The sequence below is a fragment of the Nonomuraea sp. NPDC049309 genome, from assembly GCF_043196965.1.
Taxonomy (GTDB): Bacteria; Actinomycetota; Actinomycetes; order Streptosporangiales; family Streptosporangiaceae; genus Nonomuraea; species Nonomuraea fastidiosa.
On sequence record NZ_JBICSH010000006.1, the window covers coordinates 65,279 to 79,494 of the forward strand.

Annotated in this window: 14 protein-coding genes; 11 read left to right on the forward strand and 3 right to left on the reverse strand. The window is 70.2% G+C overall.

What is annotated here, in order from left to right; all coding sequences use genetic code 11:
- Positions 1 to 181: 181 nt before the first annotated feature.
- The gene (locus tag ACGFIM_RS32005; RefSeq protein WP_393207971.1) at positions 182 to 826 is read right to left on the reverse strand and encodes a B3/4 domain-containing protein; all 645 of its coding nucleotides are present in this window, start codon (positions 824 to 826) and stop codon (positions 182 to 184) included.
- A gap of 74 nt (positions 827 to 900) precedes the next feature.
- Here ACGFIM_RS32005 and ACGFIM_RS32010 point away from each other — a divergent pair, with 74 nt between their 5' ends.
- From ACGFIM_RS32010 to ACGFIM_RS32020, 3 genes are all read left to right on the forward strand, one after another.
- Positions 901 to 1,530, forward strand: coding sequence for a winged helix-turn-helix domain-containing protein (locus ACGFIM_RS32010; protein WP_393207974.1), 630 nt, complete (start codon positions 901 to 903; stop codon positions 1,528 to 1,530).
- Positions 1,527 to 2,417, forward strand: a complete 891-nt coding sequence (locus ACGFIM_RS32015) for an MFS transporter (protein WP_393207977.1) — start codon at positions 1,527 to 1,529, stop codon at positions 2,415 to 2,417. Before ACGFIM_RS32010 ends, ACGFIM_RS32015 begins: the two co-directional genes overlap by 4 nt.
- 109 nt (positions 2,418 to 2,526) lie before the next feature.
- Positions 2,527 to 2,685 carry a hypothetical protein gene (locus ACGFIM_RS32020; RefSeq protein ID WP_393207980.1) on the forward strand — a complete coding sequence of 53 codons (159 nt, stop codon included), beginning with the start codon at positions 2,527 to 2,529 and terminating at the stop codon, positions 2,683 to 2,685.
- 136 nt (positions 2,686 to 2,821) lie between these two features.
- Here the strand turns inward: ACGFIM_RS32020 and ACGFIM_RS32025 are convergent, their stop codons facing one another.
- A complete protein-coding gene (locus tag ACGFIM_RS32025; protein WP_393207983.1) occupies positions 2,822 to 3,667 on the reverse strand; it encodes a glutathione S-transferase family protein in 846 nt (281 codons plus the stop codon).
- 46 nt (positions 3,668 to 3,713) lie between these two features.
- On the opposite strand from ACGFIM_RS32025, the gene ACGFIM_RS32030 reads away from it, so the two are divergent.
- The 8 genes from ACGFIM_RS32030 (at position 3,714) to ACGFIM_RS32065 (ending at position 12,856) form a co-directional block, all read left to right on the forward strand.
- Entirely contained in the window at positions 3,714 to 4,772 is a 1,059-nt protein-coding gene (locus ACGFIM_RS32030) for an MBL fold metallo-hydrolase (protein WP_393207986.1), read from the forward strand.
- Between the two features lie 96 nt (positions 4,773 to 4,868).
- On the forward strand, positions 4,869 to 5,741 hold the full coding sequence (locus tag ACGFIM_RS32035; protein WP_393207989.1) for an SDR family oxidoreductase: 873 nt from the start codon (positions 4,869 to 4,871) through the stop codon (positions 5,739 to 5,741).
- A 234-nt stretch (positions 5,742 to 5,975) separates the two neighbouring features.
- The gene (locus ACGFIM_RS32040; protein ID WP_393207992.1) at positions 5,976 to 7,133 is read left to right on the forward strand and encodes an ROK family transcriptional regulator; all 1,158 of its coding nucleotides are present in this window, start codon (positions 5,976 to 5,978) and stop codon (positions 7,131 to 7,133) included.
- Positions 7,134 to 7,145: 12 nt separating this feature from the next.
- Positions 7,146 to 8,630 carry a sugar ABC transporter ATP-binding protein gene (locus ACGFIM_RS32045; protein ID WP_393207996.1) on the forward strand — a complete coding sequence of 495 codons (1,485 nt, stop codon included), beginning with the start codon at positions 7,146 to 7,148 and terminating at the stop codon, positions 8,628 to 8,630.
- Complete coding sequence (locus ACGFIM_RS32050) at positions 8,630 to 9,637, forward strand: ABC transporter permease (protein WP_393207999.1); 1,008 nt, start codon at positions 8,630 to 8,632, stop codon at positions 9,635 to 9,637. Before ACGFIM_RS32045 ends, ACGFIM_RS32050 begins: the two co-directional genes overlap by 1 nt.
- Complete coding sequence (locus tag ACGFIM_RS32055; RefSeq protein WP_393208002.1) at positions 9,634 to 10,683, forward strand: ABC transporter substrate-binding protein; 1,050 nt, start codon at positions 9,634 to 9,636, stop codon at positions 10,681 to 10,683. Before ACGFIM_RS32050 ends, ACGFIM_RS32055 begins: the two co-directional genes overlap by 4 nt.
- 17 nt (positions 10,684 to 10,700) lie before the next feature.
- A complete protein-coding gene (locus ACGFIM_RS32060; RefSeq protein ID WP_393208005.1) occupies positions 10,701 to 11,852 on the forward strand; it encodes a Gfo/Idh/MocA family protein in 1,152 nt (383 codons plus the stop codon).
- Complete coding sequence (locus ACGFIM_RS32065; protein ID WP_393209239.1) at positions 11,849 to 12,856, forward strand: sugar phosphate isomerase/epimerase family protein; 1,008 nt, start codon at positions 11,849 to 11,851, stop codon at positions 12,854 to 12,856. The genes ACGFIM_RS32060 and ACGFIM_RS32065 overlap by 4 nt, the downstream gene beginning before the upstream one ends.
- A gap of 227 nt (positions 12,857 to 13,083) precedes the next feature.
- Here ACGFIM_RS32065 and ACGFIM_RS32070 read toward each other — a convergent pair whose 3' ends face one another.
- Positions 13,084 to 14,175, reverse strand: a complete 1,092-nt coding sequence (locus tag ACGFIM_RS32070) for a Zn-dependent alcohol dehydrogenase (RefSeq protein ID WP_393208008.1) — start codon at positions 14,173 to 14,175, stop codon at positions 13,084 to 13,086.
- Positions 14,176 to 14,216 lie beyond the last annotated feature (41 nt).

Here is a 14,216-nt window from a genome sequence, read left to right on the forward strand (position 1 = left end):
GATCGGCGTTGATGTTAGAGAACCTGTCCAAGGCTACTCGCCCAGACCGGTAGCGCGCGCCCAGGAGGGCGTGCCGCCTCGAACGATCGTCTCAGGACCGCCCACGGACGTCACGCCCCCCTCGTCGATCTGGGTGGTGCAGCCTTTATTACTCTTTGATATCAACATCGGCGGCAGAGGTTTATTTCCTGGATGTCAACACTCTGCGCGCGATGCGGACGTCCGGCGACAGCTCCCTGAGGAGAGCGGCCAGCTCATCGCCGGCCTGCTCCAGCTCGTCCAGCGTCATGGGCTCGAGGCGTTCGAGCAGGAAGATCGCGTTGGTGGTCTCCTCGGTGAGCCGGGTGCGCACGACCTGACGCCAGTTCCAGCGGCGGCAGGTGACGCCGATGTCGTCGCGCCAGATGACCTCGCCGGGCTCGGGCTGCCCGAGCGCCTCCTCCGACGGCTCGTCGCCGGTGGCGCGCACCAGCCGGGCGGGGCCGGAGTAGCGGTCGAGGTCCTCGCCGCCGATGGGCAGCGCGTGCTTGACGCTCACCGAGTTGTACGCGTCGACCGCCTGGTTGATCTCCGGCAGCGGCATGCGCCGGGTGAGCGCGTCGACCGAGGGCCTGGTGCGCGACGGCTTGGCGCCGAACGCGCGGTAGGCGTCCTTCCAAGCGTCGATCTTGGCCGTCTGGACCTCCACCTCGGCCGCCTCTTTCAGCCAGCCGCGCGACCTGTCGTCCGTGGGCCCGTTGCGCAGGCCGTGGGCGGTCATGGCGAGCACCGCGAAGTCGGGGCGAAGTGCGAAGACGGAGTCGTCAACCCAGATGTCGTCGAGCATTCCCACAGTCTAGGAGTGCGCAAAATCGCAAAAGTACCTTTGCAAAATCACTTTTGCGGTTTATCGTCGGTGGCATGGAGGACCGGTACAAGATCAGCGATCCGCAGGCGCTCAAGGTGGTCGCGCACCCGCTGCGCGGCCGGCTGCTCGGCCTGCTGCGCACCGAAGGACCCGCCACGGCCAGCGAACTCGGCCGTAAGACGGGGGAGAGCTCGGGCTCGACCAGCTATCACCTGCGCGAGCTGTTCAAGTACGGCTTCATCGAGGAGGACCCGGGCGGCCGCGACGGCCGCGAGCGCCGCTGGCGGGCCCGCCACCGCTACACCTCGTGGAACACCCGCGAGATGCTCGGCGTGCCGGGCGGGCGCGAGGCGGTCGAGGTCATCAGGACCCGGCAGGCCGAGGTGCTGGCGGAGCGGATCCTGGGGTTCCGCGAGGACGACTGGCCGCCGGAGTGGGTCGAGGCGGCGGGCGTGGACGACCACTTCGCCGAGCTGCCGCCGCAGGCGCTCGCCGAGTTCATGAGGCGGGCCGAGGAGCTGCTCGGCGAGCTCGCCGCCCGGTACGAGGGCGCGCCGGACAGCCGCCCCGTCCACCTCTTCGTGGGCGGCTTCCCGCGGAAACCGGAGGACGTCTCACAGGGACGGGAGGACGTCCCGCAGAAGCGGGGGGACGTCCCGCGGACAGGGCGGGGGCGGACGTGACCGCGCGCTCCGCCCTGCGGCGTTACATGCTCGTCGGCTTCCTGACCTGGCTGCCTCCCGGGCTCCAGATGACCGTCATGGTGCTGCTGATGAGCGAGCGCGGGCTCGGCCTGGCGGAGATCGGGTTGGTCACCATGGTGTTCTCGGTCGTCACCGTGAGCCTGGAGCTGCCCACCGGCGGGCTGTCCGACGTCGTGGGGCGGCGTGTGGTGCTGGCGGTGTCGGCGGCGTTCACCGTGGTGGCGCTCGTGCTGATGAGCGTGTCCACGACGTTCTGGATGTTCCTGGCGAGCGGCGTGCTGAAGGGCGTGGCGCGGGCGCTGTCGAGCGGCCCCGCCACCTCCTGGTACGTCGACACGCTGCACGCCGTCGAGGGCCGCGAGGCCGACATCAAGCCCGGCCTGGCCAAGGGCGCGATGATGGAGTCCGCGGCCCTGTGCGCCGGCGTGTTGGGCGGCGGCTGCCTGCCGCTGCTGGTGCCGCCGTCGCTGATGTTCCCGCTGGCCGCGCCGCCGCTCGCGGGAGCGGTGGCCGCGGGGGCGCTGTTCGTCGTGGCGCTGTTCGCGCTGCCCGAGCCGGCCGGCCCGCGCGGATCGCTCGGCGGCGTGCTGCGGGAGGTGCCCGCCACGGTCGCGGGCGGCGTCCGGCTGGCGGCGGGAGCGCCGGTGCTGCGCCGCATGATGGGCGCCGCCCGCCCGGACGGCGACGGACGGACGGCGGATCGACATCGAGTGGACGTCCCCACCTCCGGCCAAGCGGCCCCGCCCTGTCCGCATGGTGGCCCGAATGGTGGCGATCGCCCCGGGTTCGCCGCTTTGTGTCTCCAGGTTGGGCCACGGATCGGGAAAGATTTCTTGCGCCTTTCTTGCGACACGCCGATCACGTGAATGCATCGGTCCTGGTCGATGCGCGATGATCCTCGGCATGCCAGGAATACCAGGGAGAGTGCAGCGCCCCAAGGGGACGGGTGGGGGCAATGTGCCCCTGCAGACCCGTGTGCCTGAAGTGCTCAAGAAGCGATTCGACCTGGCCGCCAAGCGGCGCGGGATCTCGTTGTCGCTCTACATGGAGTGGCTGATCGATCTGGACCCGGAGGCCCCCACGCCCGCCGAGGTTCTGGACGAGGAGGGCGGCGACACGCTTCTGACCGCATGAGCAGGCAGGCCCCGGCGTGCCGGCGGCGCACGCCAGAGGGAGCGGCCTTGCCACCCGCTCCTCTGGCGGAGAGCACGGCGTCAGGGGCGGCCGCCTCTTCCGGGCGTGCGGCATCGCGGCGCCGCGGTGACCCGGGCTAGAGGCTCCAGTCCAGCTCGGGGCCCACGGGCACGATCCGGCTCGGGTTGATGGTGGTCTGCGTCATGTAGTAGTGGCGCTTGATCTGGTCGAAGTCGGTGGTCTCGCGGAAGGCCGGGATGGCGTAGAGGCGGCGCGCGTACGCCCACAGCGCCGGATAGTCCACCAGCCGCCGGACCGAGCACTTGAAGTGCGAGTAGTAGACGGTGTCGAAGCGGGCCAGCGTGGTGTAGAGGCGGATGTCGCTGTCGGTGAGCGTGTCGAAGAGGAACTCCGACTCCGCCAGGCGCACCTCGAGGAGGTCGAGGGTGGTGAAGACGCGGGCCACCGCCTCCTCGTACGCCTGCTGGCTGCGTGAGAAGCCCGCCTCGTAGACCGCGTTGTTGAGCCCGTGGTAGAGGCGGTCGTTCATGATGTCGATGTCGGGGCGCAGGCGCTCCGGGTAGAGGTTGGGCGCGGTGCCCCAGAACATCTCCAGATCGAGGGTGATCTGAGGGAAGTCGTTGGTGACGATGCGCTTTTCCTTGATGTCCCAGATGCAGGGGACGGTGTAGCGGCCCGTGTAGCCGGGGTCGGTGGCGTGGTAGAGCTCCGACAGGTATTCGGGGTCGCCGCCGGGGATGCGCCAGCCCTTCTCGTCGCGGATGGGGTCGGTGATGGCGACCTCCAGCAGCTCCTCCAGGCCGAGGAGCTTGCGGACGATCAGTACGCGCTGGGCCCACGGGCAGGCGTAGGAGGCGTAGAGGCGGTAGCGGCCGGGCTCGGGCGGGCCGAGCCGTTCCGTGAAACGGTTCGGCTGGCGGACGAAGCGGCCATCATCGGAGATCTCGCGGCTCGGCTTCATGACCCCTAGTAGAACACGATTCTGTGACAGAACTATATTCGGGCGTGTGGCGAAATTTGTGGTGACACCCGCGAACGCGGCGCAGCGGGAGGCATGGGCCGGTGGGGGCGTTCCCGGCGTCGAGCGCGTACGCCCCGGCCTGTGGTCCATCCCGGTGCCGATCCCCATCAACCCCCTCAGATACGTGCTGGTCTACGCGCTCGAACTCCCCGACGGCGTCGCGATCATCGACGCCGGATGGAACACCGACGAGGCGTACGACGCGCTCGTGGCCGGCCTGGGGACGGCCGGGTACGCGATCACCGACGTCAAGGGGGTGCTCGTCACCCACATCCACCCCGACCACTACGGCCTGGCCGGGCGGGTCCGCGAGGTGTCGGGCGCCTGGATCGCGCTGCACCCCGCCGACGCCCGCCTGATCCGCGAGCGCTACGACGACGAGGCGATCGACACCCTGGTGGAGCGGGAGCGCGCGCTGCTGCGCCGCTGCGGCGTGCCCGAGCTGACGCTGGACGAGCTGGCCGGCGCGTCCATGATGATCAGGCGCGTGGTCGCCATGGCCAAGCCGGACCGCCTGGTCGAGGACGGCGACGACCTGGGGCTGCCCGGCTGGGACCTGCGCGCCGTCTGGACCCCGGGGCACTCGCCCGGCCACCTGTGCTTCGTCTCGCCCGAGCGGCGGGTGCTCTTCTCCGGCGACCACGTGCTCGCGAAGATCACGCCGATCGTGGCCGTGCACCCGCAGTCCGGGCCGAACCCGCTCGCCGACTACCTGGACGCGCTGGCCGCCGTCCGCAAGCTGGAGGTCGACGAGGTGCTGCCCGCCCACGAGTACCGCTTCCTTGAGCTGGCCGAGCGGGTGGACACCGTGATGGCGCACCACGACGAGCGGCTGGCCGAGATCGAACGGGTGCTCGCCGAGGGCGGAGCGGCGGCCTGCTGGGACGTCGCCACCAGGCTCACCTGGTCGCGGCCGTGGGAGACGATCCCGCCGTTCATGCGACGCTCGGCCAACAACGAGACGCTGGCCCACCTGGTCTGGCTGGAGGCCAAGGGCAGGGTGGTGCGCGAGCCGGGCGAGCCGGACCTGTGGCGCGCGCCCTGAGGCGGTTGCGACCGGGGCGAGCCGGATCTGTGGTGCGCGCCCCAGGGCGGCTATCGTAGGCGTACTAGAACGATGTTCTCCTGCCTGGGAGGTTCGATGCTTCGGTTCGACGACAGGGTCGCGATCATCACGGGGGCCGGGCACGGCCTCGGCAGGTCACACGCGCTGCTGCTGGCAGAGCGCGGGGCCAAGGTCGTGGTCAACGACCTCGGCGGCGCGCTCGACGGCACCGGCGCCTCCGAGGGGCCGGCCGCCGAGGTCGTCGATCTCATCACCAAGAACGGCGGCCAGGCCGTCGCCAGCACCGACAACGTCGCCACCCCCGAGGGTGCGCGGGCCATCGTGCAGACCGCCGTCGACGCCTTCGGCAAGGTGGACATCGTCGTCAACAACGCGGGCATCCTGCGCGACAAGTCGTTCGGCAAGATGACGGTCGACGACTTCGACGCGGTGCTCGCCGTCCACGTCCGTGGGTCGTTCCTGGTCAGCCAGGCCGCGTACCCGCTGATGAAGGCCGCGGGCTACGGCCGCGTCGTCAACACCTCGAGCCCGGCGGGCCTGTTCGGCAACTTCGGCCAGGCCAACTACTCCACCGCCAAGATGGGCCTGGTCGGCCTGACCAAGACGATCGCCATCGAGGGCGCGCGCAACGGCATCAAGGCCAACGCCATCGCGCCCATCGCCTGGACTCGCATGACCGAGGCGCTGCTGCCGGCCGAGTTCGAGGCCAAGTTCACCCCCGAGCGGGTCAGCGCGCTGGTCGCCTACCTCGTGCACGAGTCGTGCGAGGCGAGCGGCGAGGTGTTCAGCGTCGGGGCCGGCCGGGTGGCGCGGGTGTTCGTGGCCGAAGGGCCCGGCTGGAAGACCGACGACATCACGCCCGAGGCGATCGCGAGCAACTGGGAGTCGGTGATGGCCGAGCAGCCGTACGTGCTGACCGCGGGCGACTCCATGAAGGCCATGCTCTAGCGCCGCACGTTCCTCGGGGGCCCCGTCGCCGCGCACCGGCGACGGGGCCTTTGTGTCCGTCCGCTCTCCGGGCGCTCGCCTTTGCGTCCCTCCGCTCTCCGGGCGCTCGCCTTTGTGTAAGAACGGTGGATTTCTGGAGACAAACAGGTCTTTGTTCGATCTTCGACGGAAGTAAGGCGAGTTTGGTCGATTCAGCCTCTTGATTTGCCGCATGGCTGATCTTATTGTCGCGGCATGACCCCCCAGCCGGGTTCCGCCGGCGACGTGCTGACGCTGATCAGCGCGGGTTCGGCGACGACCCGTTCCGACCTGGCGAGGCTCACCGGCCTGGCCAGATCCACGATCTCCCAGCGCGTGGACGCCCTCATCGAGCGCGGCCTCATCGAGGAGACCGAGAGCGGCGAGTCCACCGGCGGCCGGCCGCCGCGCCAGCTCCGCCTGCACACCGAGGACCACGCCTTCGCGGGCGTGGACCTGGGCGCCACCCACTGCCGGATCGCGCTCATGGACATCTCCGGCAACGTGCTGGCCGAGTGCGAGGACCCCCTGCTCATCAGCGACGGCCCGGAAAGCGTGCTGGCCCACGTGGACCAGCGCATCGACCACCTGCTCGGCCAGGCGGGCCGGCCGCGCAGCGCGCTGCGCACGATCGGGATCGGGGTGCCGGGACCGGTCGAGTTCGCCACCGGACGGCCCAACAACCCGCCGATCATGCCGGGCTGGAACGACTACCCCATCCCCGAGTACTTCGAAGGCGTCGACGTCCTGGTGGACAACGACGTCAACGTGATGGCGCTGGGCGAGCACCGCAACGCCTTCACCGACATCAAGCACCTGCTGTTCGTCAAGGTCGGCACCGGCATCGGCTGCGGCATCATGGCCGACGGCAAGCTGCACCGCGGCGCCCAGGGCTCGGCGGGCGACATCGGCCACATCCGGGTCAGCGGCCACGACGAGGCCGGCTGCCGGTGCGGCAACAGCGCCTGCCTGGAAGCCGTGGCCGGCGGCGCCGCCATCGCCCGCCGGCTGAGCGAGCTCGGCCTGCCCGCCGAGTCGGGCGCCGACGTCGTGGCGCTCGTGCAGTCGGGCAACACCCAGGCGCTGCGCCTGGTCAGAGAGGCGGGCCGGCTCATCGGCGAGGTGCTGGCCAGCCTGGTCAACTTCTTCAACCCCGAGGTCATCGTCATCGGCGGCGCGCTGTCGCGGGTGCACGAGCACCTCGTCGCCGGCATCAGGGAGACCGTCTACCGCAGGTCGCTGCCCCTGGCCACCCATCACCTGTCCATCACGCCGAGCCGTACGGGGATCAACGCCGCCGCGCTGGGCGCCGGGATCCTCGCGATCGAGCACTACCTGTCACCGGAAAACATCAACCGCATCGTCAACGCCTGAAAGGGACTCCCGATGCTGGTCATGAAGGGCATCGTCAAGCAGTTCCCCGGCGTGCGCGCGCTGGACGGCGTCGACCTGGACGTGCGGGCGGGCGAGGTGCACTGCCTGCTCGGCCAGAACGGCGCCGGCAAATCCACCCTGATCAAGGTGCTGGCAGGGGTGCACCAGCCGGACGAGGGCACGATCACCTTCAACGGGACCGAGGCCCGGCCGAGCAGCCCCATCGACGCCATCAGGCTCGGCATCGCCACCATCTACCAGGAGCTCGACCTGGTCGACGGGCTCACCGTGGCGGAGAACATCTTCCTCGGCCACGAGCACGCCCGCTTCGGTTTCGTCAACCGGGCGGCCGGTCGCCGCGCGGCCGCCGCCGTGCTGGCCCGCCTCGGCCACCCGGAGATCCGCCCGTCGGCGGAGGTCGGACGGCTGTCGCCGGCCGCCAAACAGGTGGTCTCCATGGCCCGCGCGCTCTCCCACGACGCCCGCCTCATCATCATGGACGAGCCGTCGGCCGCGCTCGCCCACGACGAGGTGGAGAACCTCTTCCGCATCATCCGCGAGCTGACCGCCCAGGGCGTCTCCGTGGTCTACATCTCCCACCGCCTTGAGGAGATCCGCGAGATCGGCGACCGGGTGACCGTGCTCAAGGACGGCCGCACGGTCGCGGTCGGCCTGCCCGCCCGCGACACGCCGACCTCCGAGATCGTCTCGCTCATGACCGGCCGCAACGTCGAGTACGTCTTCCCGCCCAGGGCCGGGCGCGCGCCGGGCGAGGAGGTGCTGCGGGTGGAGGACCTGAGCTCGCCCGGCGTCTTCTCCGGGGTGTCGTTCTCGGTGCGGGCGGGCGAGATCGTGGGGCTGGCCGGGCTCGTCGGCTCCGGCCGTTCGGAGATCCTCGAAGCCGTGTACGGCGCCCGCCCCGCCACCGGCCGCGTCCTGCTCGACGGCCGCCCGATGCGGCGCAGCGTCGTCGGCACCGTACGCGGCGGCATGGGCCTTGCGCCAGAGGAGCGCAAGGCCCAGGCGCTGCTGCTCGACCAGAGCGTCACCGCGAACATCACGCTGGGCACGCTGCCGGGCTTCGCCAGGTTCGGCTGGCTCGACCGCAAGCGGGAGCGCGCCGAGGCCCGCCGCCTGGCGGAGATGCTCGACATCCGCCCACCCGACCCGGAACGCCCGATCAGGACCCTGTCGGGCGGCAACCAGCAGAAGGCCGTGCTGGCCCGCTGGCTGCTCGGCGGGCGCAAGCTGCTCCTGCTCGACGAGCCGACCAGGGGCGTGGACGTGGGCGCGCGGGCCGAGCTGTACGCGGTCATCCGCGACCTGGCCGAGCAGGGCATCGGCGTGCTGCTGGTCTCCAGCGAGGTGCCCGAGGTGCTGGGCCTCGCCGACCGGGTGCTGGTTCTGCGCGAGGGCCGGGTCATCCACGAGGGCGAGGCGGCCGAGCTGGACGAGCATCGCGTACTCGACATGATCATGAATGGGAGGGCGGCGTGATGAGCGAGCCCGCAACAGACCAGCCCGCCGCGAAGGCGGTGCTGCCGGTGCGGCCGTCGATACGCGGAGTGACCGAGATGCGCCACCTCGGCCTGATCGGCGCGCTGGCGCTGCTGGTGATCGTCGGCATGGTCACCCGGTTCGACAACTTCTGGACCGCCTCCAACCTGGTCAGCATCCTGTCGCTGGCCGCCACGATCGGTGTCATCACCGTGGGGGCGACGTTCGTCATCATCGGCGGCGGCATCGACCTGTCGGTGGGCGCGGTCATGGCGCTGGCCAGCGTCTGGGCGACGACGCTCGCCACGCAGTCGTACGGGCCCGCGGTGATGGCCATGTGCGCCATCCTCGTCGGCACCGGAGCGGGGCTGGTCAACGGCATCCTCATCGCCTACGGGCGGCTGGTGCCGTTCATCGCCACGCTGGCCATGCTGGTCGCCGCCCGCGGCCTGGCCCAGCGCATGTCCGACCGCAAGACGCAGCTCATCCAGCCCGAGAACACCGCCATCGTGGAGCTGTCGACCACCCGCCTGCTCGGCATCCCGCTGATGGTCTACATCTTCGCCCTGGTCGTCGCCCTGGGCTGGATCGTGCTCAACCGCACGACCTTCGGGCGGCGCACGTACGCGGTGGGCGGCAACCCTGAGGCCGCCCGCCTGGCCGGCATCGACGTACGCCGGCACACGATGCTGCTGTACGCCCTGTCAGGGCTGTGCTGCGGCATCGCCGCGATCCTCATCATGGCGCGCACGACGACGGGCTCGTCCACCCACGGCGACCTGTACGAGCTGGACGCCATCGCGGCCGTCATCATCGGCGGCACGCTGCTCACGGGGGGCAGGGGGACGATCATCGGCTCGATCCTGGGCCTGCTGATCTTCACCCTGATCACGAACCTCTTCATTCTCAACGGGCTCAACACCAGCGACCAGTTGATCGCCAAGGGCCTGATCATCGTCGTCGCCGTCCTTCTCCAGCGGCGGAACCTGAAGGAGAGAGCACCATGAGTGACAACGTCGCGCGCAGGGGATTCCTCGTCGGCGGAGCCGTGCTGTTGGCGGCGGGCTGCACCAGCAACGAACCGGCGGCGGCGCCGAGCAGCGCGGCGCCCGCGCCGTCCGCCGCGGCCACCGGCGGCAACGACCAGCCGGGCGAGAAGGTGACGATCGGCTTCTCCGCCCCCGCCGCCGACCACGGCTGGATCGCCGCCATCGCCAAGAACGCCGAGGCGACCGCGAAGCAGTACTCCGACATCGACTTCAAGCCCGTCGAGCCCACCAACGACATCAACCAGCAGATCTCCGCCGTGGAGTCGCTGATCGCGGCCAAGGTGGACGCGCTGGTGATCCTGCCCAACGACGGTCAGCAGCTCAACCAGGTGGCGCTGCAGGCCACCGAGGCGGGCATCCCGGTCGTCAACCTCGACCGCATCTTCCCCGACAAGCTGGCCTACCGGACGTGGATCGGCGGCGACAACTACGGCATGGGCGTGGCCGCCGGCCACTTCATCGGCAAGCAGCTCAAGGACAAGGGCGTGTCGAACCCGGTGATCGTGGAGATCCAGGGCATCGCCACCCTCCCACTGACCCAGGAGCGCAGCAAGGGTTTCGAGGACGCGCTGAAGACGTACGGCTTCAGCGTCACCGCCAAGCAGGACGCGCAGTTCACCGTGGAGACCGGCAACGAGGTCGCCACCTCCCTGCTGCAGGCGCACAAGAAGATCGACGCGATGTGGAACCACGACGACGACCAGGGCGTCGGCGTGCTGGCCGCGATCAAGGAGGCGGGCCGCGACGAGTTCATCATGGTCGGCGGCGCCGGCTCGCTGAACGCGATGCGCGAGATCCAGTCGGGCACGTCCGTGCTCAAGGCGACGGTCACCTACAGCCCGACCATGGCCTCCTCGGCGATCAAACTGGCGCGTCTGATAGCACAGGGGAAGGGCATGAGTGATCTGGTGGAAAACCAGGTGCCCCAGTCCATCACGCTCGCGTCCGAGACCATCACCAAGGACAACGTCGAAAACTACCTGGCACTCGGCTTCGAATCCTGAACCTGATCGGGGGTTGCATGTCAGACAAGACAACCATCGGCGTGGGCATGGTCGGCTACGCCTTCATGGGCCGCGTCCACTCCCAGGCGTGGCGCAGCGTCGGAGCGTTCTTCGACCTGCCGCTCGCACCGCGCATGGCGGTGCTCGCGGGCCGGTCGAAAGAACGCACCGAGGCGGCCGCGGCACAGCTCGGCTGGGCCGACGTCGAGACCGACTGGAGAGAGCTGGTCAGGCGCGACGACGTGCAGATCGTGGACATCTGCACGCCCGGCGACTCGCACGCCGAGATCGCCATCGCCGCGCTCGAGGCCGGCAAGCACGTCATCTGCGAAAAGCCGCTGGCCAACACCGTCGCGGAGGCCGAGGCCATGACGCAGGCGGCGGCCAAGGCGCCGGGCAAGAGCATGGTGGCCTTCAACTACCGGCGGGTGCCCGCGGTCGCGCTCGCCCGCCGGTACGTCGAGGAGGGCCGCGTCGGCGAGATCCGCCACGTCCGCGCCGTCTACCTGCAGGACTGGATCGTCGATCCGGAGTTCCCGCTGGTGTGGCGGCTGCAGAAGGACAAGGCGGGCTCGGGTGCGCTGGGCGACATCGGCGCGCACATCGTGGACGCCGCCCAGTTCATCACCGGCCAGAACCTGCTGGGCGTCTCCGCGCTGACGGAGACGTTCATCAAGGAGCGGCCGCTGGCCACCGAGTCGGCGGGGCTGGGCGCCACCGGCTCGACCGAGCGCGGCCAGGTCACGGTCGACGACGCCGCGCTGTTCATCGGCAGGATGTCCGGCGGCGCGCTGGCCTCCTTCGAGGCCACCCGCTTCGCCACCGGGCGCAAGAACGCGATGCGCATCGAGATCAACGGCTCGCGCGGCAGCCTCGCGTTCGACTTCGAGTCGATGAACGAGCTGTGGTACAGCGAGGGCGGCGGCGGGTTCGAGCGGATCCTCGTCACCGAGCCCGACCACCCGTACGTCGGCGCCTGGTGGCCGCCGGGCCACGGCCTCGGCTATGAGCACACGTTCACTCACGAGGTCAAGGACTTCTTGGAAGCGATCGCCAACGGGACCGACCCGTCGCCGTCGTTCGCCGACGGCCTGCGGGTGCAGCGGGTGCTGGAGGCGGTCGAGCGCAGCGCGGCAGACAACAGCCGCTACACGGAGGTGGAGGACTGATGAGACCGATCACGCTGTACACCGGGCAGTGGGCCGACCTGCCGTTCGAGGAGGTGTGCAGGCTCGCCGCCGAGTGGGGCTACGACGGCCTGGAGATCGCCTGCTCGGGTGACCACTTCGACGTCGAGCAGGCGGTGTCCGACCCCTCCTACGTGGAGCAGAAGCGCGCCCAGCTCGAAAAGCACGGCCTGAAGGTGTGGACGATCTCCAACCACCTGGTCGGCCAGGCCGTCTGCGACCACCCCATCGACGAGCGGCACAAGGCGATCCTGCCGGCCCGCATCTGGGGCAACGGCGACCCCGAGTCGGTGCGGCAGGCCGCGGCCGAGGAGATGAAGAACACCGCCCGCGCCGCGGCGGCGCTCGGCGTGAAGACCGTGGTGGGCTTCACCGGTTCGTCGATCTGGCACACGGTCGCGATGTTCCCGCCCGTGCCCGCCTCCATGGTGGACGCCGGCTACCAGGACTTCGCCGACCGCTGGAACCCGATCCTCGACGTCTTCGACGAGGTCGGCGTGCGCTTCGCCCACGAGGTGCACCCGAGCGAGATCGCCTACGACTATCACACCACCGTGCGCACCCTCGAGGCCATCGGCCACCGGCCGGCGTTCGGCCTCAACTGGGACCCGTCCCACATGGTGTGGCAGGACATCGACCCGGTCGGGTTCATCCTCGACTTCAAGGACCGCATCTACCACGTCGACTGCAAGGACACCCGGGTCCGCGTCGGCGACGGCCGCAAGGGCCGCCTGTCCTCGCACCTGCCGTGGGCCGACATGCGCAGGGGCTGGGACTTCGTCTCGACCGGCCGCGGCGACGTGCCGTGGGAGGACTGCTTCCGCGCCCTCAATTCGATCGGCTACGACGGGCCGATCTCGATCGAGTGGGAGGACGCGGGCATGGACCGGCTCGACGGGGCCAAGGAGGCGCTGGCCTACATCCGCAGGCTCAACGCCATCACGCCGCCGAGCCAGGCCTTCGACGCCGCCTTCTCGACCACCTGAGCGGCGGGGGACCGACCCGGCCGGCGCCCCTGCGGGGGCGCCGGCCGGCCCACGTCCACCGGCGGGCCCACGTCCACCGGCGGGGACACGTCCACCGGCGGGGACACGTCCACCGGCCGGGACACCCGTCGCTGACCGCGCCCCGCGTCTCCTTGCGGCGCATTTCCTTTTCTCGTGAAAAGGGAAGCCCCGAACACGCCGGTGTCTCTGTGCGGCGCGTCCGGTTGTCAGTCCATCACCACGATCTGCCGCAGCACCTCGCCCGCGCGCAGCGCCTCGACGGCGTCGTTGAGGTCCCCGAGCCGGATCCTGGCGCTGATCAGCGATTCGAGGTCGAGCAGCCCGGCCTTGTAGAGCTTGGCGAAGTACGGGAAGTCGTGCCGCACGTCGGCCTCGCCGTACAGGCTGGACAGCAGGTTCTTGCCGTCGAAGAGCAGGTTGAACGCCGAGATCGAGACCATGTCGTCCAGCGCGCCCGCCCCCACCACGATGACGTCGCCGCCCGCGCGGGCGAGCTGCCAGGCGCTCTGGATGGTCGCGGACTTGCCGACCACCTCGAAGGCGTAGTCGAAGCCCGCGCCGCCGGTGAGGTCCTTGACCGCCTCGGCCGCCTGCTCGGGCGTAACGGTGTGGGTGGCGCCGACCTTCCTGGCCAGCTCGTGCTTGGACACCAGCGGGTCCACGGCGAGGATCGTTCGCGCACCGCTGACCCGCGCGCCCTGGATGACCGACAGGCCGACGCCGCCGCAGCCGATCACCACGACCGTGGAGCCGGGCCGCACCTTCGCGGTGTTGATGGCCGCGCCGACGCCGGTCGTGATGCCGCAGCCGATCAGCGCCGCCACCTCCCACGGCACGTCGTCGTCGATCTTGATCGCGCCCTGCCAGGGCACGATCACCTCCTCCGCCCAGGTGCCGCATCCGGCCATGCCGAACGCCGTCGCGTTGTCGCCGCCGAAGCGGAAGTTGCCCTTGCTGAAGGACTCGACCAGATACTTCATGCACAGGAACGGCTGCCCGCCCACGCACAGGTCGCACTCCCCGCACGCGGGGCGCCAGCTGATGACCACGTGGTCGCCCGGCTTGACCGAGGTGACGTGCTCACCCACCTCGACCACCTCGCCCGCGCCCTCGTGGCCGGGGATGAGCGGCACCGGCTGCGGCAGCACGCCGGACATGGCCGACAGGTCCGAGTGGCAGACGCCGGTGGCCCGGATGCGGATGCGGACGTCGGCCGGCCCGACGGGGGCGAGCGTGACGTCGTCGCGGAGGTCGAGCTTGCTGTCGGTGCCTACGGCGTGCAGGACTGCGGCGCGCATGGATGTTCCTCCTCGTGCCTGGGGGGTGGTCCGCCGTGTAC

Bases quoted from the DNA above. Each gene is read 5' to 3' on its own strand.
- ACGFIM_RS32010 (WP_393207974.1), top strand. From the start codon at position 901: ATGGAGGACCGGTACAAGATCAGCGATCCGCAGGCGCTCAAGGTGGTC.
- ACGFIM_RS32050 (WP_393207999.1), top strand. From the start codon at position 8,630: ATGAGCGAGCCCGCAACAGACCAGCCCGCCGCGAAGGCGGTGCTGCCG.
- ACGFIM_RS32035 (WP_393207989.1), top strand. From the start codon at position 4,869: ATGCTTCGGTTCGACGACAGGGTCGCGATCATCACGGGGGCCGGGCAC.
- ACGFIM_RS32025 (WP_393207983.1), bottom strand. From the start codon at position 3,667: ATGAAGCCGAGCCGCGAGATCTCCGATGATGGCCGCTTCGTCCGCCAG.
- ACGFIM_RS32060 (WP_393208005.1), top strand. From the start codon at position 10,701: ATGTCAGACAAGACAACCATCGGCGTGGGCATGGTCGGCTACGCCTTC.
- ACGFIM_RS32040 (WP_393207992.1), top strand. From the start codon at position 5,976: ATGACCCCCCAGCCGGGTTCCGCCGGCGACGTGCTGACGCTGATCAGC.
- ACGFIM_RS32055 (WP_393208002.1), top strand. From the start codon at position 9,634: ATGAGTGACAACGTCGCGCGCAGGGGATTCCTCGTCGGCGGAGCCGTG.
- ACGFIM_RS32045 (WP_393207996.1), top strand. From the start codon at position 7,146: ATGCTGGTCATGAAGGGCATCGTCAAGCAGTTCCCCGGCGTGCGCGCG.
- ACGFIM_RS32005 (WP_393207971.1), bottom strand. From the start codon at position 826: ATGCTCGACGACATCTGGGTTGACGACTCCGTCTTCGCACTTCGCCCC.
- ACGFIM_RS32070 (WP_393208008.1), bottom strand. From the start codon at position 14,175: ATGCGCGCCGCAGTCCTGCACGCCGTAGGCACCGACAGCAAGCTCGAC.